At 34.8% G+C, this 25,317-nt stretch carries 23 protein-coding genes; 6 read left to right on the top strand and 17 right to left on the bottom strand.

The window, feature by feature from the left end; genetic code table 11:
* Nucleotides 1–38: 38 nt before the first annotated feature.
* From IV494_RS02915 to IV494_RS02900, 4 genes are read left to right on the top strand one after another with little or no spacing between them, the layout of a single operon-like run.
* On the top strand, nucleotides 39–998 hold the full coding sequence (locus IV494_RS02915; RefSeq protein ID WP_196078665.1) for a D-2-hydroxyacid dehydrogenase: 960 nt from the start codon (nucleotides 39–41) through the stop codon (nucleotides 996–998).
* A gap of 8 nt (nucleotides 999–1,006) precedes the next feature.
* Nucleotides 1,007–2,248: a DUF1015 domain-containing protein gene (locus tag IV494_RS02910; protein ID WP_196078664.1), complete on the top strand. Its 1,242-nt coding sequence runs from the start codon at nucleotides 1,007–1,009 to the stop codon at nucleotides 2,246–2,248.
* A 58-nt stretch (nucleotides 2,249–2,306) separates the two neighbouring features.
* The gene (locus IV494_RS02905) at nucleotides 2,307–3,671 is read left to right on the top strand and encodes a M20/M25/M40 family metallo-hydrolase (protein ID WP_196078663.1); all 1,365 of its coding nucleotides are present in this window, start codon (nucleotides 2,307–2,309) and stop codon (nucleotides 3,669–3,671) included.
* Nucleotides 3,671–4,024 carry a diacylglycerol kinase family protein gene (locus IV494_RS02900; protein ID WP_196078662.1) on the top strand — a complete coding sequence of 118 codons (354 nt, stop codon included), beginning with the start codon at nucleotides 3,671–3,673 and terminating at the stop codon, nucleotides 4,022–4,024. The genes IV494_RS02905 and IV494_RS02900 overlap by 1 nt, the downstream gene beginning before the upstream one ends.
* On the opposite strand, the gene IV494_RS02895 is transcribed toward IV494_RS02900, so the two are convergent.
* The 12 genes from IV494_RS02895 to IV494_RS02840 form a co-directional block, all read right to left on the bottom strand.
* Nucleotides 4,021–4,794, bottom strand: a complete 774-nt coding sequence (locus IV494_RS02895) for a patatin-like phospholipase family protein (RefSeq protein WP_196078661.1) — start codon at nucleotides 4,792–4,794, stop codon at nucleotides 4,021–4,023. The two genes, IV494_RS02900 and IV494_RS02895, sit on opposite strands and share 4 nt — an antisense overlap.
* Before the next feature lie 141 nt (nucleotides 4,795–4,935).
* Nucleotides 4,936–5,127, bottom strand: a complete 192-nt coding sequence (locus tag IV494_RS02890; RefSeq protein ID WP_196078660.1) for a hypothetical protein — start codon at nucleotides 5,125–5,127, stop codon at nucleotides 4,936–4,938.
* 376 nt (nucleotides 5,128–5,503) lie between these two features.
* Nucleotides 5,504–6,100, bottom strand: coding sequence for a fasciclin domain-containing protein (locus IV494_RS02885; protein ID WP_196078659.1), 597 nt, complete (start codon nucleotides 6,098–6,100; stop codon nucleotides 5,504–5,506).
* A 237-nt stretch (nucleotides 6,101–6,337) separates the two neighbouring features.
* Complete coding sequence (locus IV494_RS02880; RefSeq protein WP_196078658.1) at nucleotides 6,338–6,817, bottom strand: SgcJ/EcaC family oxidoreductase; 480 nt, start codon at nucleotides 6,815–6,817, stop codon at nucleotides 6,338–6,340.
* Between the two features lie 174 nt (nucleotides 6,818–6,991).
* A complete protein-coding gene (locus IV494_RS02875) occupies nucleotides 6,992–7,552 on the bottom strand; it encodes a hypothetical protein (RefSeq protein WP_196078657.1) in 561 nt (186 codons plus the stop codon).
* A gap of 183 nt (nucleotides 7,553–7,735) precedes the next feature.
* On the bottom strand, nucleotides 7,736–8,326 hold the full coding sequence (locus tag IV494_RS02870) for a DUF6624 domain-containing protein (protein ID WP_196078656.1): 591 nt from the start codon (nucleotides 8,324–8,326) through the stop codon (nucleotides 7,736–7,738).
* A 271-nt stretch (nucleotides 8,327–8,597) separates the two neighbouring features.
* Complete coding sequence (gene lpdA / locus IV494_RS02865) at nucleotides 8,598–9,989, bottom strand: dihydrolipoyl dehydrogenase (protein ID WP_196078655.1); 1,392 nt, start codon at nucleotides 9,987–9,989, stop codon at nucleotides 8,598–8,600.
* A 42-nt stretch (nucleotides 9,990–10,031) separates the two neighbouring features.
* A complete protein-coding gene (locus tag IV494_RS02860) occupies nucleotides 10,032–10,925 on the bottom strand; it encodes a TIGR01777 family oxidoreductase (RefSeq protein WP_196078654.1) in 894 nt (297 codons plus the stop codon).
* 46 nt (nucleotides 10,926–10,971) lie between these two features.
* Nucleotides 10,972–11,784 (bottom strand): DCC1-like thiol-disulfide oxidoreductase family protein, encoded by an 813-nt coding sequence (locus IV494_RS02855; RefSeq protein ID WP_196078653.1) that lies wholly within the window; start codon nucleotides 11,782–11,784, stop codon nucleotides 10,972–10,974.
* Between the two features lie 167 nt (nucleotides 11,785–11,951).
* Nucleotides 11,952–12,458 carry a GbsR/MarR family transcriptional regulator gene (locus IV494_RS02850; protein WP_196078652.1) on the bottom strand — a complete coding sequence of 169 codons (507 nt, stop codon included), beginning with the start codon at nucleotides 12,456–12,458 and terminating at the stop codon, nucleotides 11,952–11,954.
* Nucleotides 12,459–12,769: 311 nt separating this feature from the next.
* A complete protein-coding gene (locus IV494_RS02845) occupies nucleotides 12,770–15,199 on the bottom strand; it encodes a thiamine pyrophosphate-dependent enzyme (RefSeq protein ID WP_196078651.1) in 2,430 nt (809 codons plus the stop codon).
* Between the two features lie 162 nt (nucleotides 15,200–15,361).
* Entirely contained in the window at nucleotides 15,362–15,592 is a 231-nt protein-coding gene (locus IV494_RS02840; protein ID WP_196078650.1) for a hypothetical protein, read from the bottom strand.
* A gap of 263 nt (nucleotides 15,593–15,855) precedes the next feature.
* On the opposite strand from IV494_RS02840, the gene IV494_RS02835 reads away from it, so the two are divergent.
* Nucleotides 15,856–17,499: a helix-turn-helix domain-containing protein gene (locus tag IV494_RS02835; RefSeq protein WP_196078649.1), complete on the top strand. Its 1,644-nt coding sequence runs from the start codon at nucleotides 15,856–15,858 to the stop codon at nucleotides 17,497–17,499.
* 134 nt (nucleotides 17,500–17,633) lie between these two features.
* Here the strand turns inward: IV494_RS02835 and IV494_RS02830 are convergent, their stop codons facing one another.
* The 3 genes from IV494_RS02830 to amaB form a co-directional block, all read right to left on the bottom strand.
* Complete coding sequence (locus tag IV494_RS02830) at nucleotides 17,634–17,885, bottom strand: DUF2007 domain-containing protein (RefSeq protein WP_196078648.1); 252 nt, start codon at nucleotides 17,883–17,885, stop codon at nucleotides 17,634–17,636.
* Nucleotides 17,886–18,006: 121 nt separating this feature from the next.
* Nucleotides 18,007–19,341 carry an L-lysine 6-transaminase gene (gene lat / locus IV494_RS02825; protein WP_196078647.1) on the bottom strand — a complete coding sequence of 445 codons (1,335 nt, stop codon included), beginning with the start codon at nucleotides 19,339–19,341 and terminating at the stop codon, nucleotides 18,007–18,009.
* Between the two features lie 182 nt (nucleotides 19,342–19,523).
* A complete protein-coding gene (amaB, locus tag IV494_RS02820; RefSeq protein WP_196078646.1) occupies nucleotides 19,524–21,074 on the bottom strand; it encodes an L-piperidine-6-carboxylate dehydrogenase in 1,551 nt (516 codons plus the stop codon).
* A gap of 217 nt (nucleotides 21,075–21,291) precedes the next feature.
* On the opposite strand from amaB, the gene IV494_RS02815 reads away from it, so the two are divergent.
* Complete coding sequence (locus IV494_RS02815) at nucleotides 21,292–21,450, top strand: hypothetical protein (protein ID WP_196078645.1); 159 nt, start codon at nucleotides 21,292–21,294, stop codon at nucleotides 21,448–21,450.
* 1 nt (nucleotide 21,451) lies between these two features.
* Here the strand turns inward: IV494_RS02815 and IV494_RS02810 are convergent, their stop codons facing one another.
* Together IV494_RS02810 and IV494_RS02805 are read right to left on the bottom strand one after the other, a co-directional pair.
* A complete protein-coding gene (locus tag IV494_RS02810; protein WP_196078644.1) occupies nucleotides 21,452–22,708 on the bottom strand; it encodes a hypothetical protein in 1,257 nt (418 codons plus the stop codon).
* Nucleotides 22,662–25,235: a DUF2339 domain-containing protein gene (locus IV494_RS02805; RefSeq protein ID WP_196078643.1), complete on the bottom strand. Its 2,574-nt coding sequence runs from the start codon at nucleotides 25,233–25,235 to the stop codon at nucleotides 22,662–22,664. Before IV494_RS02805 ends, IV494_RS02810 begins: the two co-directional genes overlap by 47 nt.
* Nucleotides 25,236–25,317: the final 82 nt, after the last annotated feature.

Below are 25,317 nucleotides of genomic sequence, written 5' to 3'. Positions count from 1 at the left end.
AATTCAAAAACTATTTTGAACTTGTTAAATTATAAAATATGAAGGTTTTAGCAAACGACGGAATTTCAGAATCAGGAAAAAATGCTTTATTGCAAGCAGGAATCGAATTTATAGATGCCAAAGTTTCTCAGGAACAACTTGTTGATTTTATTAATGAAAATAAAATTGATGTTCTTTTAGTAAGAAGTGCCACGAAAGTTAGAAAAGATATTATTGATGCTTGTTCAAGTCTGAAAATTATCGGACGGGGCGGTGTCGGAATGGATAATATCGATGTCGAATACGCCATAGAAAAAGGCCTTGATGTGATCAATACGCCAAATGCATCTTCAAGATCAGTGGCTGAAATGGTTTTCGCACACTTTTTCTCCTTAGCACGATTTCTTCACGAATCCAATCGATTAATGCCATTAGAAGGCGATACTCATTTTTCTGCCATGAAAAAATCTTTTTCAAAAGCAGTAGAATTAGAAGGTAAAAATCTTGGTGTAATTGGTTTTGGTGGCATCGGGAAAGAAGTCATCAAGATGGGAATTTCTTTAGGCATGAATGTAAAAGTTCTGACCAGAAAACCAAAAACTGAAAAAATTTCTTTAAGCTTTTTCGATGGTCAAAATGTAGATTTCGAAATTACCTCTACTCAGGATTGGGATGAGTTTTTGAAAGACACCGAATTTATCAGCATCAACACGCCAAAAACGACAGAATATATTTTAGATGCGCCTCAGTTTGAAAAAATGAAAGATGGCGTATTTATTGTAAATACTGCTAGAGGTGGCGTTCTGAATGAGGTTGAGCTATTAAAAGCAATTGAATCAGGAAAAGTTGCAGGTGCTGCTTTAGATGTTTTTGAAAATGAACCCGCTCCCGAACTTCCACTTTTGATGAATCCAAATCTATCACTTTCTCCACATTTAGGGGGAAATACTTTAGATGCTCAGGAAAAGATCGGAACTGAACTGGCCAATCAAATTATTGCAATTAAAACGAAACTATAGAATACACAATGCCTATCTTCAAACCTTTTCGGGGCGTTCGACCAAGTGAAGACTTCGTTGAAATTTTTCCCACTCATCCTCTGGATAATTTTTCTCAGGAAGAGATCAACAAAAAAGCACAAACGGAATCATCTTATATTCAGATGATAAAACCTTATGTGGTAAGTAAATCTAAAGATGTTGATCGCAACCTTCGAAAGATCCGAACTAATTTTGAAGAACTTCTCGACGATAAAGTTGTCGTTCAGGATCCCTCTTCTTATTATCTTTATGAGCAGTTTTTACCTAATAAATCTGTATTTCGTGGACTTTTGGGTTTGGTAAGCGTTGATGATTTCAGGAATGGAAAAATAAAAAAGCATGAATCAACCCTTACTCAGAAGAAGGAAAAGCTTGCTTATTATTTAGAAAAAGTTAATATTCAGGCAGAACCTGTTCTGCTTACTTATATCGCTAATCCGAAGGTGGAATTGTTGATGAATCACGAAGAAAAAAATGTTCCAATACTCAATTATTTAGATGATCATGGAACCAGACACAAAGTTTGGCGCATCGATAATCGTTTAAAAATGAAGGAGTTTAAAGATGTTATCGAACAGATCGATTCGTTTTATATTGCAGATGGTCATCACCGGATCGGCTCTACTGCTTTGAATGCGAAAAACCTTCAGGACAAAAACAAGAAGCACAACGGAACTGAGCATTATAATTTTGTCTTCAGTTATATCGTATCCAATCAATCCATCAAGATTCATGATTATAACAGACTTTTAAAAGATCTCAACGGACTTTCTGAAGATGAGTTTTTAAAGAAGATAGAAGAAACTTTTTTAGTTCATGACAAGGGAGAAACTCCGTATTATCCTTCTCAGAAATTCCATATTTCGATGTATTTGGGTGGAAGATTTTATTCTCTTCATGTAAAACATGATGTCAGAAAAAAACAGGGAGATTTTAATGATCTTGACCATTTCCTTTTAGAAGAATTTGTTTTTAAAAATATTCTGGGAATTACAGATCCGAAAACGACAGATAAAATTACGTATTGCAAAGGAAATTCTGCAGTTGAAGGGATTATCGATCTAAAAGAAAATGTAGATTCCGGCGAATATAAAGTTGGATTTGGAATTTACCCCATCAGTTTTAATGACTTGCTAAAAGTTTCGGACAACAAAATAGTAATGCCTCCAAAATGCACTTATATTGAACCGAAACTGGTAACAGCTTTGGTGATGTATGACATGAAATAATAATTTGAATTATTCTTATTATTTTCTTTAAATTTGGGTCTATCAATTTTGAAAACCTATGAAATATTCAACTATAAAAATACTTCCGCTCTTTTTGGGCGGAATTTTATTTTCTCAAAGTAAGCAGGATTCTTTACAGTTTAGAAATATTGCCGATGAAATACTGGTCAACGGAACTGCGTATGAAAATCTGCATCAACTCACGAAAAATATCGGTCATCGATTAAGCGGTTCTGATGCTTACGAAAAGGCGACAGACTGGGCAGTTTTAAAATTAAAAGAAGCCGGTGCAGATAAAGTCTGGAAAGAAGAAGTAATGGTTCCAGTTTGGGAACGAGGCAAAGAATCTCTTCAAATTAAGGATCAAAATGGAAAGTGGAAACCTTTAAGAATGCTTTCTCTCGGTAATTCTGAAGGAACAAAAGGCAAAAATGTGGAAGCTGAGATCGTCTTTGTAAAAAACAAAGAAGATTTTGATAAACTACCCGATGCTGCTATAAAAGGCAAGATCGTATTCTTTAATTATGCCTTTAATCAAAAGTTCATTTCTACAGGTCAAGCTTATGGCGATGCCGGAAAATACAGAAGAAGTGCAGCTTCCTGGGCTGGAAAGAGAGGTGCAAAAGCCGTAATTATTCGCTCACTTTCTTCTGCGTTTGATGATGTTCCACACACTGGAATGATGAGATATGATGCAGATGATACTTTCAAGATCGCCGCTGTTGCAATCGGACCAAAAAGTGCCGATGAACTGGAAAAAACTTTAAAAACTCAAAAAGTAATTGCAAAACTCAATTCGAATTGTGCGATGAAAGGCGAGAAACTCTCCCACTCTGTTATCGGAGAAATTACAGGAAATAAAGACAAAAGCGTGATCGTCGTTGGTGGACACCTTGATTCCTGGGATGTTGGAGAAGGTGCGCAAGACGACGGAGCAGGAATTGTGCAGAGTATCGAAATTCTGCGAGCTTTCAAAAAAATGGGTTTAAAAAATAACCACACGATTCGGGTTGTATGTTTTGCCAATGAAGAGAATGGCGTGAAAGGTGGAAACAAATACGCGGAAAATATTAAGAAAAATAATGAAAATCATATTTTCGCGATCGAAACCGATGGTGGTGGTTTTACACCGCGTGGAATTGCTTTGGTAATGAGCCCCGAAAAAAGACAGCAAGTTCAGTCCTGGAAAAATTTATTTTTACCTTATGGCGTTTATAATTTCGATATGCAGTACGCCGGAACCGATATTGAACCGATGGAACCTCTCGGCGTTCCTTTGGCAGAATTAGTTCCCGATTCTCAGAGATATTTCGATATTCACCATTCTGACGAAGATACTTTTGATAAAGTGAATCGCAGAGAATTATTGTTAGGAGCCACTACAATGGGACAATTAATTTATATGATCGATAAAAGCTGGTAATGAGAAAACCTCCTTTTTACAAGAGTTTTTTGAATTCAATTCATGGTGTTTTCTGGATGTTGAAATCTGAGAGAAATTTTCAGCTCGAAATTATCGGACTCATCCTGAATTTATTTTTGATCGTTTTCTTGAAATTAAATGCAACTGATACCGCTTTAATTTTAATCGTCAGTTTTGCAGTTTTAAGTCTGGAAATCTTAAATACCGCAGCCGAAAAAATATGTGATATTGTACAACCTGAATTTGATGAACGCGTCAAGATCATCAAAGATATTTCCGCAGCAGCAGTTGTTTTGATGTCATTTGCGGCAATATGCGTGGGAATCTTAGTTTACTGGAAATATATTTTTTAAAGGCTAAAACTTTCGTAAGAATCTTTTGCAGCCTGATAACCAATTTCAAAAATTTCTTCGAGTCGGTTGGCTTTTCTTTCGAAAGTGCCATAATTCGCCAGTTTTTTAGACGTAATGATCCAGTCGCAATAAGAAAATTTATAGATCTCTGTGCGATGCGACATTAATTCATAAGCTCTTGTTGTTACGGCTTTGATCGTGTTAAGATCGCCAATTTCAACATCTTGTGGTGGCGAAACATAAACACCGATCAGCTTTTTACAATCCTGATGAATAATATCTGCAGGAAAATTATTCAAAACTCCACCATCGCTGAACATTTCATTTCCAACAATGTAAGGAACTGTGATCCCTGGAATTGAACAGGAAGCGATCACCGCATCTACAATTCTGTCTTTGCCCTCAAATATTTTCTGTTCGCCGGAAACCAGTTCTGTGGCGATTATTTTCAAATTAATATCAAGATCGCCAATTGTCATGTCCTTAAAAACAGGATACAGATAATTTGAAAAAATATTGGAGGAAACCAAACCCGGTTTATTGAAGGCAAAATGGCGCCAGTTAAAGAAATAAACCGATTTGAAAAAGTCTAAAATTTCTTCGCCTGATTTTCCAGCCGCATACAGCGCACCCACAATTGCACCGGCACTGCAACACGCCAAAACATCTGCATTAATGTTTTTTTCAGCTAGAAACTTTAGAACTCCGGCGTGAGCAAGACCTTTTGTACCGCCTCCGGAAAGAACCAAACCTAAATTATATTTTTCCATTTTTAATAGTTCCTCAAAAGTAAGAAACGTGCGCTGAAAATCGCAGATTTCTTAGAACTTTTTAAGATGCTTATCCTACTATAATTTTGCAGTGAATATTCTTTGGGAGTAAAAATTTTGTAAAAATCTGATCACGTAATTTTATTTTGCAGCTCTGTTCCTGTAATTTTTTATTAAAACGAATATAGAGATCGCAAATCCAATCAGGTAAACAATCGCTAATCCTGTTTTCTCGAATTTCATATTTTCAAAATCGAATTGTTTGTATAAAGTCACCCCTAAAATGACCGCAATAATTATAAAAGTGAAGGATAGATTCTTTTTATTTTTCATTGTAAAAAATTAGTTTTCTTTATTAAAATGTACGTAACAAAGTGCCGCGATTTTTTTAATAGCTTTTGGTTTATTTTCTTGATGTTAAGATAGCAATTTTTAAGAAGTAAAAAATCAAAATTTGTAGGTATGATTTTGATGATTGCTTATTTGCAGGCAGCGGCAAGAATTAAATTTTCGCGATATCATGTTTATAAATAAGCGATATCTGGTCACAATTGAGTTAGACGATCTAAAAATTTTTTAAAGGATAGAAATGCAGGTAAAGTTTTCGTTTTGACAGTGATCATATTACAAATACTTTGCAAAACAAATTATTTTGCAAAAAAAAACCGTCGTAGAAATACGACGGTTTATAATTGAGATTTTAGAAATCTTATTTAGGCATTACTACCGTATCAACTGCATGAATTACTCCGTTAGAAGCAGGTACATCAGCCATTACAACCATTGCTGTTCCGCCGTTTGCATCTGTTAGCATCACTTTGCCATCTTTCAAACTTAAATCGATCTTACCGCCTTCAACAGTGGTAACGGTGAATTTTCCTTTGTTTTTGTTGATCGCATCAGTTACTGCTGCAGCATCAAATTTACCCGCAACTACGTGGTACGTCAAAACTGATTTCAGTTTAGCAAGATTTTCCGGTTTCAATAAACCATCAACCGTTCCTGCAGGAAGTTTATTAAATGCAGCGTTGGTTGGTGCGAATACCGTGAAAGGTCCTGCTCCACTTAGCGTTTCTACTAATCCTGCTGCTTTTACTGCAGATACAAGCGTTGAGAAATCTGCATTTGCAGAAGCCACGCCTACGATGTTTGGAGTTTCAACTACCGCTGCGGAATCCGTTTTTGTAGAATCCATTGCTACTGCTGTTGAATCTGTCATGCTTGTAGACTGTTCTGCTTTTTTCTGACATGAAGTAGCGATCACTCCTACTACTAAAAATGCACAAATTGTTTTTACTAATTTCATAATGAATATTTAAGGGTTTAATTAATGATTCGAAGATAGAAATAAATCGTATTTGTTTGATCGTGTTGCTGATATGTTTTAACAATGATGGTAAATGTTAAAATAATTCAGTTTGCAAATTTGGCTCGTCGCTCGCGGAGAAAAGCACGGATTGAAATCCGCGCTATCGGGTTGGACTGGAAATCGGCGCTATCGAAAAAGGGTTGGGGAAATCACGGACAAGAAGTAGCTGAATTTCTATTGTTTCGGTGGTGGACTTATTAGAGTTACCTGCATTGAAATAATTTTCCAGATTTTATCTTTCTTTTCGAGTACGGTCGTAATATATTTATGATCAACATTTCCTTTCTTTACAATGCCTCCCGGAACATTGTAGTCATTTTTTGCTGTTAATGATTCTTTTATATGAGCCACTGCAGCATTTTCATTAATAATCTTACTGTCAATCAATTCAAATTTAACTGAGGTTGGCTTAATGCAACATTCGTTAATTTGAGAAAATTGATTAATAATGGTTTCTCTGCCTTTCCAATACATTCCCAGGAAATTTATCAAAGTCGCATCTTCACTGAAAGCATTTGAAAATGCTTTCATATCATTTTTATTCCAGTCATCTTCCTGTTTTTGGATAATCTGTTTCAAATCTGCATCGGAAGTCTGCGCTGTCATTCCGCTGTAGCTTATTAAAGCTAACAATAATAAAAGTGTAGTTTTCATCTTATGGTTTTTGTTTATACAAATGTACCACATGTTGATATTATAAATTTATTTTTGATGTTAAATTATTGGGAGACAAAGCTTTGTTGAGAAACACGGATTGAAAATCCGCGCCATCAACTTGTGCTATTGTACTTAATAATTTAGAAACCGTTATTCTGTTTGCAACCAAATTTATTTAATTAAATGAATATACTTCAGATCGCATTCAGCAAATTTTACATAATAATTCATTGCATTTCCAGAGTTTTGGATGGTTATTTCATCTTTGTATAAAACGCCTTGTATATCTTTTGGCAATTCTAAATCTTCTTCGGAATTTGTTCCTTCAGTGTCAATTGCGCCTAAATATTCACTCCATTCGATATCTTTGAAAGTAATATAATAACCGTCTGCCTTTTCGTTTAACACAATTTCCACATTACCGGAATGTTTTTGCGTATTGATTTGCATCTCGTATTTTAAAATGCCGTTTTTGAAAAACAGGGAGAGGAAAAATTTACAATCGGTGACTTCATCTTTTGTAAGAGTGTAATTTCCTGCAATATCAAATAGCATATCGTCGCTATCAGCATATTGACCAACATTTTGAAGGCTGTCTATATTTCTATTAATTTCTGTGATTTTTTTCTGTTCTGATTTTTGAATTTCTGTTCTTTTTTGGTTTTCTGAAAGGTTTTTACAGGATTTCAATGCGGAAGAAAGAATTAAAAGAAGCAGCAGTTTTTTCAGCATTTTTTTGTGCAGGTTAATTTTTCACGAACGTTGATTTAGAATGTCGTAACGTTTGGGTATTTGTTTTGGCGAGGACTTTTTATAACAACTATTTGTAAATATAAAAAATTGAACAATTAGCGAAAACCTTTATGATAGAAACTTCGGACCCGCTAATAGGAATGTCGTGTTATATGTAGTATTTTAATTCGGATTAAACTGAATATTGAAATTCTTTAAATAATCCTCTATTGGTCCCATTCCCATTTCTTTTCTTCTTTCGTTCACAGTTTCAGGATTATCTAATTTATACAATTTACCTTTTTCTATTTGTGAACCATATGTTTGGGGTTTTCCTTCGTCCATTAAAATCCTATCTTTCATCAATGCGTATTGTTGTTTAGATAAGTCTCCACTTTCAACCGCTTTCTCTATTTGCGGAAAATACTTTTTTCTGATTTCTTTAGTACTATGTTGAAGTCCCAACCAGATTGCATCCATTTGTTTTTGACCTACCTCCTTTAATGTTGGCATACCACACTTTTCAACAATGCTAATCACTAATTCTTGATTCCTATGATCTTCTTTAGCGAATTTGATAAAGTCATTTGATCTTCTTATACGCTGGTCACTTTCTAAAACTTCGCTCAAGATTTGAACTTTTTTGCTGCAATCGACTTCAATAATATCTACTGAACCTACATAGACAAATTTATCCCTATTCATATAAAGGAATATTGATATAATTAAAACAAGAGCGGTTAATATGCTGAATAATATTTTTTTTATTTTCATATCTATTTTTGGTTAGTATTACACATAACTCTCAAATATACGCAAGTTCCATAAATTATATTGAGATTTATTTAGAAGTTCCCACTTGCAACCCGACTTGAGTGGAGCTCTTTTTGTAATTGCGACTTCGATATCTTTCAACGGACTGCTTCGCTATGCTCGCAATTACAAAAAAGCGGGAACGGAAGGTCTCGTCTTTAAGGACGAGATTGCCCCGATAAAAAAACTCCAGCTAATCACTGGAGTTTTCTATATCAATATTTCGAATATTTTAAATGTGAATCACTTCGCCATAAGCGGCGGCAACTGCTTCCATCACTGCTTCTGAGATGGTTGGATGCGGGTGAATTGATTTCAATACTTCGTGACCTGTTGTTTCTAATTTACGCGCTACAACTGCTTCTGCGATCATATCGGTAACGCCGTCGCCGACCATATGACAACCGAGCCATTCGCCGTATTTCGCATCGAAAATTACTTTGATGAAACCATCGGTATCGCCGTTTGCTGTTGCTTTTCCGGAAGCTGAGAACGGGAACTTTCCTACTTTCAGTTCGTAACCTTTTTCCTTCGCTTGCTTCTCGGTCAAACCAACAGACGCGACTTCCGGATGACAATACGTGCATCCCGGAACATTGCCGTAATCGATTTTTTCTACGTGAAGTCCTTTGATCTTTTCAACACAGGTAATTCCTTCCGCAGACGCGACGTGCGCTAAAGCTTGCGTTGGCAAAATATCACCGATCGCGTAATAGCCCGGAACAGAAGTTTCGTACCATTCGTTCACCAAAACTTTTCCTTTATCAGTCTGAATTCCTACTTCTTCGAAACCTTGACCTTCAATATTGGAAGCGATCCCAACTGCTGAAAGTAAAATGTCTGCTTCTAAAATAATGTTTCCAGTGGCAGTTTTCACGGTAGCTTTTACACCGTTCCCGGAAGTATCAACTGATTCTACGGAAGCGTTGGTCATAATCTCGATCCCTGCTTTTTTCAAAGATTTCTCAACGTGTTTTGAAGAGTCTTCGTCTTCCACAGGAAGAATGTTTGGCATGAATTCAACAACGGTCACTTTGGTTCCCATCGTATTATAAAAATCAGCAAACTCAATTCCGATCGCACCTGAACCAACAACGATCATCGATTTCGGCTGCTCTGGAAGAACCATCGCTTGACGGTAACCAATTATTTTTTTTCCATCTTGAGGAATATTTGGCAATTCACGAGAACGTGCTCCGGTTGCGATAATGATATTTTCTGCGGAATATTCGGTTGATTTTCCGTCTTTATCAACTACAGAAACTTTCTTTCCTTTTTGGATGGTTGCAGTTCCCATGATGACATCGATCTTATTTTTCTTCATCAGGAAAGCGATTCCACCACTCATTTTGCTTGCAACGCCTCTACTTCTCTGGATCACTTTTGTGAAATCAAAACCTGGATTTTCTACTTTATTTAAACCGTATTGTTCGGCTTGCTGTAAATATTTAAAAACGTGCGCAGATTTCAACAATGCTTTGGTTGGGATACAACCCCAGTTCAGGCAAATTCCGCCCAGACTTTCTTTTTCAATAATTGCAGTTTTAAAACCTAATTGTGCGGCTCTGATTGCCGTAACGTATCCACCGGGACCACTTCCGATGACAATAATATCGTAGTTCATTATTTAAAAATTTGATGCGAATTTACGGAAATTTTTTGAGGTTTAAATGAGAGTTTCCAAGGCTTTGTTAAAGTTCGGATTGCTAAATTCAAAACCGGCATCTATTAATTTTTGAGGAAATACATTTCTACTTTTTAACATCAATTCCGTTTCTGTTTTGATAAAAATTGCAGCGATTTCCAGAAGCCAAACCGGAGCCGGAATTCCGAATGGAGCTTTTACTTTTTTGCGGAGTAAAGTCATCATTTCTTTGTTCGGCAAAGTATTTGGAGCGGTTACATTTATCGAACCCTTAATGTTTTCATTATCAATAATAAATGCTATTGCTTTACAGAAATCTTCGATGTGAATCCAGCTCATCAATTGATTTCCTTTTCCTTGTGCTCCGCCTAAACCTAAATTAGAGATCTGGACAAATTTTGGAAAAGCACCACCGTTTTTACCCAAAACAATGGAAGTTCTCAGCGCAACTTTGCGAACATTCTTATTCTCTTTTTTGAAGAATTCTGCTTCCCATTGTTTGCAGATATTCATCGAAAAATCATCTCCAATAATTCCGTCTTCTTCGGTATGCAAATTGGATTCTGAATGAATGTAGATTGTCGCGGAACTCGCATTCAACCAAATTTTTGGTGGATTTTCGCATTGATCGATCGCCTCCTGCAAAACTTTCGTACTTTCAATTCTGGAAGATAAAATCTCTTTTTTATTTTTTTCGGTGTAGCGGCAATCGACAGATTTTCCCGCAAGATTAATGAGGACATCGGCGTTATCTAAATCAGTTTTCCAATCTCCAACTGTTCGTCCGTCCCAGTAAATGTCGTTTTTATTTTTTGAATTTCTTGTGAGGATTTTTACTTCGCTGTTTTTTGAAAGGAAAAAACGCTTTAATTCCTTGCCTAAAAATCCGGCTCCACCTGCGATTATAATTTTCATCTTGATATATTTTTGATTGATTATATATTTTAAAACTTTTTAGCAATTAATAGAAACTTTCCACAGCACTAAAAACGATAACGAATAAGTAAAATAAGACTAATGATATTGTTGATTTAGAGCCGAGTTGCAATATTCTGGACCGTCTAAAATTTTCAAAAATTATAAAAAGTAATAGAAAAGCAGCAAAATAATAAGTTGATTCGATTGTAAAATTTAAATATAAAACAGGAATTGTGATCAAAGCTGAAATTAAAATGACAGTCATGAAATTTCCGATATATTCAAAGTACTTTTCTTTTGAAAACCCTTTTTTAAAAAGCGTTTGCCAAAAGATTAAAGCCATCATTAATAAAAATACTTTTTCGGTAAGTAAATTTCCAGAGAAAGTTTGACTTAAAAATTTCCCAAAGATAAAGGAAGAAAATAGCGTTGCGAAAATAAGATATAAAACTCTGTATCTTAAATTAAAGCTTGGTACACAGGATTTTTCATCAATTATTTTTGAAGACGGAACGATCACTTTACGGTTGTATGAAATTAGAGAATATAATTTTTTAAAAAACCAATAAACGGGTTGAAGACGTCCGACTTTTTCCAGGAAAGGAAATGAATTTCCTATAATCAACAACAAACTGTCTAAACCATACGCAACCTCATTATTTTGATGATTGATGAGTGCAATTTCATTTTTAGCACGATCGTAATCAATGATCAGTTTATTATTTTCTGACATGTCAGAAAAATTTTCCCTACCTTCTTTTCCTAACATTCCACACTTGATAAATGCACTGGAATAAGCATTGCACATTGGACAATCTTTGTCGTAAAGTAAACTGTGGTTGGCGAGATTTTTCATGATTAAGAATTTTAAAATGGAAGAAAATCAGATTTTGTTCTTTTGGAATTTTTAAAGAAAAAATGGAAGAACCAGTTAAAAATTATATTTTTCATTTTATTTAATTTTTTATACTTTCAGTAATTAATGAAACTATCAGGGAAATAAAAAAGGAATTTCTTCCCTTCTTATTTTTTTAAAAGATTAGTGATCTTTCCAACGAGCCAGTGTTCGTCGCTCTTGATCGCCAAATCCATTATATTATTTATTTTGCTGGTAACGTTTCCGAAATCATTCATGAGTTTTATAAATTCTTGTGCTTCTTCGGAATCGTTGTCTTCGATTTCCTTTAACTCTGCTAAAAAAGTAATGATCGGTTCAATTTCTCTTTTTCTGCGCTCTTTGGTAATTTGTTTAAAAAGAAACCAAACATCTTTATCTGCGGAGAAATATTCTTTACGTTCTCCTTTAACCAATTCTTTTTTTACAATTCCCCAATCCATTAAGGCCCGGAGATTGGTATTCGCATTTCCTCGGGAAATCTGAAGTTCCTCCATTACTTCGTCTGTGGACAGTGCTTTTCCGCTTGCTAACAGTAATGCGTGGACTTGAGCCATTGTTCTGTTAATTCCCCAATTGGTGGCGAAAGTTCCCCAGGTTTGGATATATTGTTCTTTGGCTTCTGCGAGTTTCATTTCGATTGGTTTAAATTTCTAATACAAAGATAATAAATATTATTGAACTTTCAGTAATTAATGAAAGTTTATTTTAAATAATTGGATTTATTTACTTCGGAAATTAAATTTGGAAGATAGGTTTTGGCTAAAGCCATTTATTTGGTTAACGAAATAAAGAGGGCTAAAGCCCGCTCCTATTGAATCTACGTAAATATTAATTTTAATCTTGTGCTGATTAAAAAACCCTTTCAGCCTATTAAAGGCTGAAAGGGTTGATCCTTAAAAAACTTTGTCAAAGATTTAAACTTTGACAAAGTGAGTTTAAACTATTAGATCTTCGGAAATTTCTCCGGGTTTGTTTCTGTAAATAATGCGTAAATTTTTTCTACCATATCATCAACACTAGGTTTACTGAAATAATCGCCATCACTTCCATACGGTGGACGGTGATTTTCTGCAGAAATAGTTAATGGATCGGAATCTAAATATCTGAATGCTTTTTGTTTTTCTAAGATCTGCTGTAAAATAAATGCAGTTGCACCTCCTTCAACATCTTCATCGATCACGACTAATCTGTTTGTTATCTTAATACTTTCCGCGATCTCATGACTTAAATCAAATGGAATTAAAGATTGAATATCGATCACTTCTGCGGAGATGCCGATTTTTTCTAATTCCTGAGCTGCTTCCATGACCAATCTCCACGTTGAACCGTAAGTGACAAGAGTAACATCTGAACCTTCTTTAGTAACTTCAATTTTTCCGACAGGAACTGTAAATTCTCCTAAATTATCAGGTTGCTTTTCTTTTAAACGATATCCGTTCAAACATTCAATAATTAAAGCTGGATCATCGGATTTTAACATGGTATTATAAAATCCTGCAGCTTTTGTTAAATTCCTTGGAACAAGAACTAAAATCCCTTTCGATAAATTAAGAATTCCCGCCATTGGTGAACCAGAATGCCAGATTCCCTCTAATCGGTGACCACGAGTTCTGATAATTAATGGTGCTTTTTGTCCCCCTTTCGTTCTGTATTGAACAGTCGCCAAATCATCGCTCATTCCTTGCAGACAATATAAAATATAATCCAGGTACTGAATTTCTGCAATGGGTCTTAATCCACGCATCGCCATTCCAATTCCCTGTCCAAGAATCGTAGCTTCCCGAATTCCAGTATCTGCAATTCTTAATTCACCATATTTTTCCTGAAGACCTTCCAGTCCTTGATTCACGTCACCTATATTTCCGGCGTCTTCACCAAAAATTAAACATTCAGGATTATTTTCAAAAATTTTATCAAAATTATTTCGAACGACTACTCTACCATCAACGGTTTCTGAAGCATCGGAATAAATTGGCGCAATTTCTTTAATATTGGTGGCTTTCCATTCAGATTGCGAATATAAGTGAGAGGAGTAATTGTCTTTTTCAACTGCGAAAAGTTCTTCGTATTTATTTTGAAGATCTTGTCTTTCTGAAGTCCGATTGGTTCTCGTTGCCATTAAAGACTTTCGCACCAAATGAAAAATATCTTTTTTAGCTACAGTTATTATTGTATTGAATTTTTCTAATTCAGAAGCAATTTCTGTATTTTGACCTTTCAAATTTTGAACCAACGGAAGAATTGCAGCTTTTAGATCTTGAATCGTTTTCTGATAATTTTCCCAGGCTTTTTTCTGATCTTCTTTAACGTATTTTTTTGCTTCAGATTCAATTTTTTCCAGTTCTTCAACTGTTGCTAATTGTTGTTCCTGACCTTCAATCTCTATAGAATAATTAAGAACCCATTCTCTGAATTTCAATAATCCGTCGAATTCACCTTCCCATTTTAAACGCTCTTCATTTTTATATCTTTCGTGTGAACCCGAAGTTGAATGTCCTTGAGGTTGGGTCACTTCAATCACGTGAACAACTACAGGTACGCTTTCAGTTCGGGCAAAATGTTCAGCTTTAGCATAAGCATCTAATAGTGCAGGATAATCCCAGGCTTTCACCTGAATAATTTCACAACCTTGATTTTCTCCTTCGTTTCTTTGAAAACCTGACAGCATTTCTGCAATATCAGCTTTTGCTCTTTGGTTTTGTGTAGGAACTGAAATTCCGTAACCATCATCCCAAATTGAAGTGATCATAGGAACCTGCAAAGCGCAAGCTGCGTTTAATGTTTCCCAGAAATGTCCTTCTGCCGTTGATGCATCGCCGATTGTTCCAAAAGCAACTTCGTTTCCATTACTGGAAAATTTTTCTGAACCTTCAAATTTTACCGATTTATAAACTTTCGAAGCCAAGGCAAGTCCAAGTAATCTAGGCATTTGTCCTGCTGTTGGAGAAATATCAGAAGAAATGTTTTTTTGATTCATTAAATCTTTCCAGCTACCATCTTCATTTAAACTACGGGTTGCGTAATGACCGTTCATTTGTCGTCCCGCAGAAGCCGGTTCGCGTTCAATACTTGTATCAGCGTATAACTGAGCGAAGAAACTTTCAACGGAGACTGCATTAATCGCTAAAGCGAATGTTTGATCGCGATAATAACCGGATCGGAAATCACCATTTTTGAAAACTTTCGCCATCGCCAGTTGCGGTAATTCTTTTCCGTCGCCAAAAATTCCGAATTTTGCTTTTCCAGTTAAGACTTCGCGTCTTCCTAAATAGGACATTTCGCGCGAAATTCTACCCAGTTTATAATCTTCTAATATGTTTTTTTTAAAATCCTCAAAGGAGATTTCTCGAGTTTGAATATAGGTTTCTTGCATAACAAAGGGATATTTTACAAATATACAAAAATAAGGAAACTTAATAAAATAAGGAATTATAGAAATTTTACGAACTTCTGTAAAAACACAGTTCTTCCGCGAATAAATTCACGGAAGAACCAACACAAATGATGAAAAAAAAAATTTATTTAACTTGAATTGTTATTTTTTTGGTGGAGGTACAATTTCGCCATCAACTAATGAAGCTGGGTTATTGTTTTGCTCAGTATTTAAGTTATTAGCATTATCTTTATGTGATAAATTGTTGGAGGAATCTTGAACTCTTTGTAAAGTTGCTGTTTCTTCAGGAGATAATACATCGTCTGATTGTCTGCAAGATTGTAATGTAATTGTAGTTAAAACTACTGCTGCGATAAGTGCTAATCTTTTCATACGTTTAATTTTTACAAATGTATGGTAGTAAGGCAATATCGGACAAAAAAAACAACCGTTAGTTTATAAAAAATCACAAGCATATTGTAAATTATATGCTGTTTTTTAAATAAAATTGCAGTAATATTGTAAAATAAGTGAAGAAAAATTAGTTATCTCGTTAACGCTCATCATATTAAGGTTTTATGCAGTTGAAATATATTTTAGCTTTTTTATTTTTATTTACCCTAAATTTTTCTACAAATTTTCATGCTCAAAGTGTTTTGAATTCAAACCTAACTAATGAAGAGATTGAAAAGAAGATAGATGATTATAGCAATGATCCTACAAAAATGTGGGAACTTATCAATTTCTACATCAAAAAATCAAAAAAAGAACAAAATACCGAGGCTTTATTTTATGCATATCGCTATGCCAGTATTACCAGTACTTATCCTTTAAATATAAAATTTGCTGACAGTGCATTGATTACAGGAAAAAAATCGAAGGTTAAAAAGATATTATTAGATGCATACCTGAATCGAGGTAATATAAATATGTCTGAGGAATTTTATCAAAAGGCTCTCGATGACGTATTAGTTGCCAATAAATTATCACAAGAATCTGGTGATGCCTATATTTTTAATAAAACCATCTATTACATCGCTCAAAATAAGATTTATCTTGGACAGTATGAGGACGCTAATAAAGAGCTTGTTACATGCTTAAAGTTTTTTAAAGATAATTTGGAAAACAAAACATCTTTAGGAAAAAATTATGAAGTTTATTATATCTATTCTTTAATGAGTATGATTGACTCCAATACAAAATTAGGTCATTTCCAAGAAAACAAAAAACTTTTGAAAGAAGCCTTCGATTATCTTGAGAGAAATAAATTATCACAATATGTTCCGTATTTTATTTCTTCTGAAGGTACTGACGCTTATTATGCCAAAGATTATGAGGCTGCAATTACTAAACTTTCGCAAGCGATAAGACTTTATAATGATCAATGGCAACATAATACTGAAATTTTCTACCTAGGACTTTCTTACTGGAATATCGGCAAGAAAAAATTAGCTGTAAAATACTTGGAAGAGATCGATAAACATTACAATAAAACGAAAAAACTCGATCCTCAATTTCGATCAGCGTATGAGATCTTAATTAAATATTATAATTCTATAGGTAATACAGATAAACAACTGGAATATATTAATAAACTAATGTTCCTTGACAGATCTTACGAGAAAAATTACAAATATCTTTACGGAAGAATTGTAAAAGAATACGATACTAAAAAATTGGTATCGGAGAAAAATAGAATTGAAAGTTCGCTGGAAAATCAACGAATAATTTTTATCAGCTTAGTAATCCTTTTGGTAATTGGTTTTTTATTTTTTGGGTATCGCATATCGAAAGAGAAACAAAATTACAAGAAAAGGTTTGAAGAAATTATCGCACAGCAAAATAAGTTAGAAGAACAAGAAAAACTAGTCACAGAATCTCTCGATTACGAACATCAGCAAAAATTCGACTACGAATTTTATAATAAAATCCCCGGACTCAATCCTGTGTTTGTAGAAAACATTTTGAAACAACTGGAAATTTTTGAAAATGAAAATAAATTTCTGGATTCTCAAATCTCCCAAAAATCATTAAGCGAAGAGCTGGGTACCAATTCTACCTATTTTTCAAAAATTATTAATACGTATAAAGGAAAAAATTTCGCCCTTTACATCAGTGATCTTCGACTGGACTTTATTATTGATCATCTTAAAAATGATATGAAATATATTAATAAAGATGTTAAAGAACTTGCCTGCATTGCGGGATTTTCGAGTGCCGAGAATTTTTCAGATAATTTCCGCAGGAAATTTGATTTAAAACCGTCTGTCTTTATTAAGCTCATGAAAGATAAATTGTAGAATTAAATTCTCTAAATAAAACTTTCCAATATATCAGGATTTAGACTGATTCTTATTACTTCATAATAAAAAAAAATCGAAACCTTTTTTAAAGATTTCGATTGGTGTAAAACGTAAAATTTAAATTAATAGAATTAATTTTGAAGATTACCTTTTAGGTCTAAGTCAGTTTCTTTTAAAAAAGCATCTATTACTTTGAAGGCTTTTTCTTCATCCTGTAGATTAACCATTAACTTGATAGTGCTCGCAGTAGGAGTTGTCGTAAAAGACATATACTTATCATTTAAAAAACTAGATATACTTTGGGCATCTAATTTTGACTTTATTAACTGTATTTCTGATGGTTTTTCACTTTCAAACACTGATACTCTCGTTTCTCTTTCCATATTCTTTTCAATTTTGAATTTTAAATATACATAAATATAATTTATTTTTTAGATTTAAATATGAAAAATAATTAGAGATTCAAAATTAATCTGATCGAAAATCTTTGAATCTCAATTAATATTATAATTTCCCTAAACAAATTTCGATCTTATCCAGTGCGATTTGAATCTCCTCTTTCGAAACATTTAAATGCGGACGGAATCGGATTGACTGATCACCACAAGACAAAATAATTACGCCTTCATCATAAACCAGTTCCCTCATTCTGTCACGTTGTTCACCACTTGGTAAATCAATTGCCGCCATTAATCCACGACCTCTGGGATTAGAAACTAGGTTTGGATATTTGTTTGCTAATTTCTGTAAACCTTCCACTAGATATTCACCGACAATTCGGGCATTTTCTACTAAATTGTCTTTTTCGATAACTTCCATTATCAATTGGAAACGAAGAATGTCTATGAAGTTACCACCGAAAGTTGAATTGATCCTGGAGCTTTCTCTGAAAACATTATTTGGGATTTCATCAAATTTTTCTTTGTTGGCCAAAACACCGCAAACCTGTGCTTTTTTACCAAAAGAAATAATGTCTGGCTGTACACTGAAATGTTCAAATGCCCACATTTTTCCCGTCAAACCCATACCGGTTTGTACTTCATCAAAAATTAATAAAATCTCATTGTCGTCGCAAATTTTTCTCAAGCCAACAAAAAACTCGTCGCGGAAATGATTGTCACCACCTTCTGCCTGAATAGGCTCTATAATAATACAGGCAACTTTATCAGGATTAGAAAGAATAGCTTCTTCAATATTTAAAAGTGCTAGATTTTCGTGTTTAATGGTTTCTGCTAAATTTTCCTCGGTAATAGGAAAGTTTAAGTGTGGATTGATAATTCTTGGCCAGTTAAATTTTGGAAAGTATTGATATTTTCGTGGATCAGAAGTATTTGTTAAACTCAACGTATAACCACTTCTTCCGTGAAAGGCCTGCTTGAAATGGATGCAAATTCCAGCTTCCAAATCGAGTCCTTTTTCAAAATTCTTGCGTGTTTTCCAGTCGAAGCAAGCTTTCATGGCGTTTTCTACACCCATCGTTCCACCTTCAATGAAGAATGCGTACTGCAAATGTTGTGGAATCGCTACTCTTTCAAACACAGTCATAAAGTCTGCAAATTCCTGAGAATAAACATCTGCCAAAGTTGGTTTATTTACTGCCATTCTTCCGAGCCAGGCAGATCTTTCCATTAAATAAGGATGGTTGTAGCCGATGGAAGCAGAACCAAACATAGAAAACATATCCAGGAAATCTTTCCCTGTAACTCGGTCGTGGATCCAGGACCCATGAGATTTATCGAAATCCATTACGAAGTCGAAACCATCAGCAAGCATGTGTCTGCCAAGTGTTTTCTTTACTTCATTTGTTGGTTGTGGATGAGATGCAATTGCGTCGTTCATATCTTGTATTATTTTTAAATATTTTTGATAATAAATTACCTGTGAATTTAGATTTTTAAATCCCAAACACAGCCCGACCTGAGTGGAGCTCTTTTTTATTGGTGGCTGAGCGAAGCCGAAGCCACCAATAAAAAAAGCGGGAACGGAGGGCGGAATTGTCTGCCCAAATTACTTTTATTATTTTACAAATCAAATTTAATTCCCTGTGCTAAAGGCAAACTGTCGGTATAATTGATGGTATTCGTTTGTCTTCTCATGTAATATTTCCAAACATCGGAACCGGATTCTCTTCCACCGCCAGTTTCTTTTTCACCACCAAAAGCGCCACCGATCTCTGCACCTGAAGTTCCTATGTTCACATTGGCGATTCCACAATCGGAACCATTTTGAGACAAAAATAATTCAGCTTGACGCATATCAGTCGTCATGATCGCGGAACTTAAACCTTGCGGAACATCGTTCTGCATTGCGATAGCTTCCTCCAGAGTTTTGTATTTCATGATGTAAAGAATCGGTGCGAATGTTTCGTGTTGTACAATTTCGAACGAATTTTGTACTTCAGCGATACATGGCTTCACGTAACATCCGGATTCGTAATTTTCACCTTCTAAAACGCCGCCTTCAACCACGAATTTTCCGCCTTCTTTTTTACATTTTTCAATGGAATCCATATATTGCTGAACTGCTTGTTTATCGATCAAAGGTCCAACGTGATTATTTTCGTCTAAAGGATTTCCGATTTTTATTTGTCCGTACGCTTTTACCAAACGGTTTTTCACATCTTCAAAAATAGATTCATGAATAATTAACCTTCTGGTTGATGTACATCTCTGTCCTGCAGTTCCTACTGCGCCGAAAACAGCTCCGATGATTGACATATTCAAATCTGCGTTTTCTGTAAAAATAATGGCGTTATTTCCACCTAATTCCAGAATTGATTTGCCGAATCTTTGAGCAACGTTAGTTCCCACAATTCTTCCGACTCTCGTAGAACCGGTGAAAGAAATTAGAGCCACATTTTTATCATTTACCATTTTCTCCCCAATTTTGTGATCACCTACGATCATGGTTGAAATTCCTTCAGGAAGATTATTTTCTTTTAAAACTTCGGTGATAATATTTTGACAGGCGATCCCACAAAGCGGAGCTTTCTCAGATGGTTTCCAGATAGTAACATTTCCACAGATCCAGGCAAGTGCGGTATTCCAGGACCAAACTGCAACCGGGAAATTAAAGGCGGAAATAATTCCAATAATTCCTAAAGGATGATATTGTTCGTACATTCTGTGTCCAGGTCTTTCCGAATGCATCGTGTAACCGTGAAGTTGACGGGATAATCCCACTGCGAAATCGCAGATATCGATCATTTCCTGAACTTCACCCAAACCTTCCTGCAAAGATTTTCCCATCTCATAAGAAACGAGTTTTCCTAAGTCATCTTTATATTCCCGTAATTTTAAACCAAACTGACGTACCAATTCTCCCCTTTTCGGTGCGGGAATTTGACGAAATTCCAAATAAGCTTTTTTTGCAGTTTCAATGACCTGATCGTAATCAGCAGAACTCGCTGTAGTAACTTTTGCTATTAACTTGCCATCTGTTGGAGAATAACTTTCAAGTAAATCACCGTTGGCAAAGTATTTTCCACCGGTTGAAACTCCTAAATTTTCTTGTTGAATACCTAAATTAGAAAGGGATTTTTCGATTCCAAAATCCTGATTTGTTTGGGACATAATTTTATTTTGAATTGTCCTTAAAGATACTACAATTGCTGAAATCAGAAAAATTTTAACAGGGTTTTATTGAATTTTAAAGGATTTTGGAATTTAGAAAACGATATCGCAAATACAATGAATAGCATGATTTTCTTTAATGAGATCAGTATCAATTATTTTGACATCTAAATTTTAAAGGTCTAAATAATAGTATTAATTTTGGGAAAAGTTCTCCATGGAAAATTTACAGCCTGAAGATAAAAACCAGAAATTTAAAAAGTGGTTTAAGCGCGTCGGAATTGGCGGCGTAATCTTTTTTACGGTGAAAGGAATTGCCTGGCTTTTTGTTTTCTATTATGGTGCGGAATTATTTCAGGATTGCAGCGGAAAATAAATTAGTCATTCTTCCCTAAATCTTTTAAAAGTCCCATAGAAAAATAACCGATCACCAGTAAAGCTAATCCGATGCAAAGCCACATGAACAAAGGCGTTCTCCAGAATTCATTTTCATTTTTATTCTGATTTATGGCTGTCACTTTACTTAAATTACTAATTTCTGTTTGCTGAAGCTGAGACTGCACATTTTCCTCAAAATTGGATAAATCATATTTCGGTCGCAAGAGTGTGGAGTCGATGACAATATTGTATTTTTCACCCGCTTTCAATTCTGAAATGAGAAGAACCGGTTCTTGGAAAAACTGAATATCAGATATTTGTAAAGGTAAATTATCTTCATTTTGAATAATAATACTTAAGTTTTTTTCAAAGATCTCTCCAAACTTAAACTGATTTTGCGCTTTCGAATTTAATTGAAAATCCACGAGCGATTCCAGATAATTCTTTGTTTCACGCTTTACAACATGGGTTCGGTTCACCAAAATTGCGGCATCTCTTAAATAAAACTGAGGCGCTGAGATCGTAAATTTCAAACCGTTTATGACTTGCTTCGAATCGAAAGTAATATCAATTCTTGTGGTTTTATCTGTTTTATTTTGCGACACTGTTTGCTTGAAATTTTTTAATTGAATTAAAGGAACTTCCTGCGTCGCCTGATCACTTTTTAAAGAAGCTGCTAAAACCTGAATGGGAAGGGATTTTTTATCCACGAATTCAAATTTTAGAAACTTATAATTATTTAAAGGAAAACGAAAATTCTTTAAAACCTCAGTATTGGTAGCACTTTCCAGGTCATTCAGACTTTCATTGTAAACCAGACCATACCATTGATTTTGATCGTTGCTTCCGGAAATAGAATATATTTTTTCAACATTCGTATTTGCTATGGTCAAATTCAGCTGATCAATTTTGACGGCATTTTCATTAGAAATAATGACAGAAGTTGAAATATTTGGAAGCGTATTTACAGCAACAATTTTCAGATTTTCAACAACACTTTTCTTATTCGAACTCAGGTTTGGATTTAAAACATAGGGAACTTCATTTTTTTTTGAATCTAAAATCCGAAAATAATCCCAGTTGTTTTGCAAAGCTGAAAGTAATTCGGGTTGAACAATAATTTGAGTCAGACCATCTTTCTCTACGGGTTGTAAAGTCCCCGTAAAATTCTGCGCACTACTCCATGCTGCAATCATTAAAAATAAAACTTTAAATACTTTCATCTTCTTTTTCTTCTTCAACAATTTTCGGTTCATCCGATACTAATTTTTTCAATTTTTGATACACGAAAGAAATAATTAAAATTAAAACTCCCAAGAGAATAAATGCGATAATTTTACCGGTTTCAGAGGCATCATTGATGTCATAAGTGAATAGTTTAACAACAGTAACTCCCAGTAAAACCAAAGCGATGATCCGCAATTGTTTCCAACCCCGTTTTATCCCGACAATGAGTAGACCAAAGGAAATTATTCCCCATAAAACAGGGAATCCAACTTTTACAATTTGAGTTTCTAAATTATATATTCCGGTGAAGTATTTCTCAGTCATTGAATTATAGGCTTCTGAATTCACATTCATTTTAGTGATTGAAGCAATCGTATCTGGAATGATATTGGCGCTGTTATAAAACATGACCTGAACGATCATTTCCTGACTCAAAATTGTAACTCCCACAATTACAAAAATCCAGAGCGCCCATTTCAATTTCAAAAGGCCTAAAACCGGAGTAATTAAACTATTTTTAATAATGACATATAAACTGAAAATTACGCTTGCCAGCAAAACGAAATGCAGTAAATAAGCGGAGATATTTTTTGACATTTTTAAAGGTCCATCGTGCAGATCGGCAGTCGGCAAATTCATGAAAGCAAACATGAGGATTAACAGATTTGCTATACCAAGAACTGTTGCACCCTGTTTTAAGAAGTGCGATTTCCCTTTAAAAATAAAATAGATCAGTACTGCGGAAAAGGTGAAGTGGAAAGCGGCGCCGTAGGAAATCACGGTTGCGGAACTTTCATTATATAATTTCGCCTGGTAAACTGTTTCAAAAATTCCGGTAAAATAGCCGACGATTATCGATAAACTGAAAGCGATCATCCCGTAAAATTTAGGATCGAAGGTGATCCCGTAAAAGGTCTTTTTCTCTGTTTCATTTCTCATTAAATAAGAAGTATAAATAAGAGAAATTACGGCTACAATTCCTGTAATAAAGACTGGTCGAATGATCTCTCCGGAATCTTTAAAGACCGAATAAGAATGTTCCCAATCCATCATCAAGCTCACTAACATTAGAGCCTGAACAATAACAGCGCTCCATTTGAAAACTTCGATTTTAGATTTCTGAGCCAACCAAAATAAGAGTGCCGCTTCACATGCCCAGAATAAAGTGATATAATTTCCTTTAAACTGAATCGGAATCGTAAGTGTAGCGAAAGTCAATGTTAAACCTAAAAGCAAATAAACTGCATTTCTGTTGAGACCAAATCTCTTGTAAAGAATGCTCGCAAAAACTAAGTTGTAAACTCCCAGAACAACGGTGAATAAACCTTTGAACGGAATATTCCAGTCCGTGATAATGGCTAATCCCATTCCGAAGAAAAAGAAAGTATTGGCAACGATGAGGAAATACTGAATTTTAGAAAATGTGCCGGAACTTCGTAAATTATTGAGAACCGTCGCAACACTGAATATTAAGTAGAATAAAGTGGCGAAAAACAGAGCGCCACGATGCGGCACATTTGGCAAATTAATCGCTTGATTCCACCAGATTGAGAAAAGCAGACAGGTAAATACAAATGCTAAAATGGTTACGATATTCCACTTTTTATAGTAGGAAATGATCAGCATCCCGATATTTAAAATTGCGATATAAGTGAGCAAAACCATATAATTTCCTTCGCCGGTACTTACCATCCACGGTACGGCAAATCCTGCTATGAGGGAAAGCACGCCCAATTCCTGTCGATTGTAGGACACAGAAATAAAGGAACTTAAAATTGTAATTACGATCATTATCGCAAACGCAACAGATTGACTGAACAAATGATATTCCTGGAAAGCAATGGCGATCGTAAAATAGAAAATGGCAAAAGCTCCCGCGACAAAAACAGAACTAAAGGCTTTGTAATTCGCCTTCAATCGATGGGCAATTCCCATCACCAAAGCTCCGGCTAAAACACCGATTCCAACTCGCGCAGGTTCGTTGATCCAATTTTTGTCGATGGCATATTTAACGAAGAAACTAATTCCTAAAACCAGAATTAATATACCGATCTTGTTGATCAAATTTTCCCCGATAAATTTTTCAATATCTGGATTTTCTTCTTTGAATTTCTCTAACAAGGATTTTTTAGGAATTTTAGGTTCCTGAATTATATTGGAAACTGGACTGGCAACCGGATCATTTGAAAACGCAACGATTCTCGTGTCTTGCGGATGTTCGAACTCGAATTCCTCTTCTGTTAAAGGCATTTCTGAATCAAATTCAGTTTCCGGTTCTTCGATTTCCTCTTCAATTATTTCTTCCTCATGCAAAGGAACTGTTCGCACAATAATTTCTGGTGCTTTGATAATTTCTTCTTTTGGAGATTCTGTCGAAACGTTTGTTACATTTACACCCGAAACTGTCAATTCCTCCATCTTTTTTTGAAGGCGATCCAGCTTATCTTCTAATTTTTTTAAATTAATTTCAGAGATAGATCGCGAAGAATTGATCTTCCGCAAGATGATGATGAGTAAAATAACCGAAACTAAAGCCAGAGGGTTGAGAAAATCCATAAAGTATGTTTTTACAAACATACATAAAAGCATTTATTTTTTGACGCTTCAGCTGAATTTCTAAATTAAAGTTTTTTTGTAT

The sequence above is a fragment of the Kaistella gelatinilytica genome (assembly GCF_015679325.1).
In the GTDB taxonomy this organism is placed as follows: Bacteria; Bacteroidota; Bacteroidia; order Flavobacteriales; family Weeksellaceae; genus Kaistella; species Kaistella gelatinilytica.
The sequence above is the reverse complement of the archived record's forward strand: the minus strand, read 5'-3'. Positions and strand labels throughout refer to the sequence as shown.

Coding starts and splice junctions, on each gene's coding strand:
- IV494_RS02915 (WP_196078665.1), top strand. CDS start 39: ATGAAGGTTTTAGCAAACGACGGAATTTCAGAATCAGGAAAAAATGCT.
- IV494_RS02910 (WP_196078664.1), top strand. CDS start 1,007: ATGCCTATCTTCAAACCTTTTCGGGGCGTTCGACCAAGTGAAGACTTC.
- IV494_RS02905 (WP_196078663.1), top strand. CDS start 2,307: ATGAAATATTCAACTATAAAAATACTTCCGCTCTTTTTGGGCGGAATT.
- IV494_RS02900 (WP_196078662.1), top strand. CDS start 3,671: ATGAGAAAACCTCCTTTTTACAAGAGTTTTTTGAATTCAATTCATGGT.
- IV494_RS02895 (WP_196078661.1), bottom strand. CDS start 4,794: ATGGAAAAATATAATTTAGGTTTGGTTCTTTCCGGAGGCGGTACAAAA.
- IV494_RS02890 (WP_196078660.1), bottom strand. CDS start 5,127: ATGAAAAATAAAAAGAATCTATCCTTCACTTTTATAATTATTGCGGTC.
- IV494_RS02885 (WP_196078659.1), bottom strand. CDS start 6,100: ATGAAATTAGTAAAAACAATTTGTGCATTTTTAGTAGTAGGAGTGATC.
- IV494_RS02880 (WP_196078658.1), bottom strand. CDS start 6,817: ATGAAAACTACACTTTTATTATTGTTAGCTTTAATAAGCTACAGCGGA.
- IV494_RS02875 (WP_196078657.1), bottom strand. CDS start 7,552: ATGCTGAAAAAACTGCTGCTTCTTTTAATTCTTTCTTCCGCATTGAAA.
- IV494_RS02870 (WP_196078656.1), bottom strand. CDS start 8,326: ATGAAAATAAAAAAAATATTATTCAGCATATTAACCGCTCTTGTTTTA.
- lpdA (WP_196078655.1), bottom strand. CDS start 9,989: ATGAACTACGATATTATTGTCATCGGAAGTGGTCCCGGTGGATACGTT.
- IV494_RS02860 (WP_196078654.1), bottom strand. CDS start 10,925: ATGAAAATTATAATCGCAGGTGGAGCCGGATTTTTAGGCAAGGAATTA.
- IV494_RS02855 (WP_196078653.1), bottom strand. CDS start 11,784: ATGAAAAATCTCGCCAACCACAGTTTACTTTACGACAAAGATTGTCCA.
- IV494_RS02850 (WP_196078652.1), bottom strand. CDS start 12,458: ATGAAACTCGCAGAAGCCAAAGAACAATATATCCAAACCTGGGGAACT.
- IV494_RS02845 (WP_196078651.1), bottom strand. CDS start 15,199: ATGCAAGAAACCTATATTCAAACTCGAGAAATCTCCTTTGAGGATTTT.
- IV494_RS02840 (WP_196078650.1), bottom strand. CDS start 15,592: ATGAAAAGATTAGCACTTATCGCAGCAGTAGTTTTAACTACAATTACA.
- IV494_RS02830 (WP_196078648.1), bottom strand. CDS start 17,885: ATGGAAAGAGAAACGAGAGTATCAGTGTTTGAAAGTGAAAAACCATCA.
- lat (WP_196078647.1), bottom strand. CDS start 19,341: ATGAACGACGCAATTGCATCTCATCCACAACCAACAAATGAAGTAAAG.
- amaB (WP_196078646.1), bottom strand. CDS start 21,074: ATGTCCCAAACAAATCAGGATTTTGGAATCGAAAAATCCCTTTCTAAT.
- IV494_RS02815 (WP_196078645.1), top strand. CDS start 21,292: ATGGAAAATTTACAGCCTGAAGATAAAAACCAGAAATTTAAAAAGTGG.
- IV494_RS02810 (WP_196078644.1), bottom strand. CDS start 22,708: ATGAACCGAAAATTGTTGAAGAAGAAAAAGAAGATGAAAGTATTTAAA.
- IV494_RS02805 (WP_196078643.1), bottom strand. CDS start 25,235: ATGGATTTTCTCAACCCTCTGGCTTTAGTTTCGGTTATTTTACTCATC.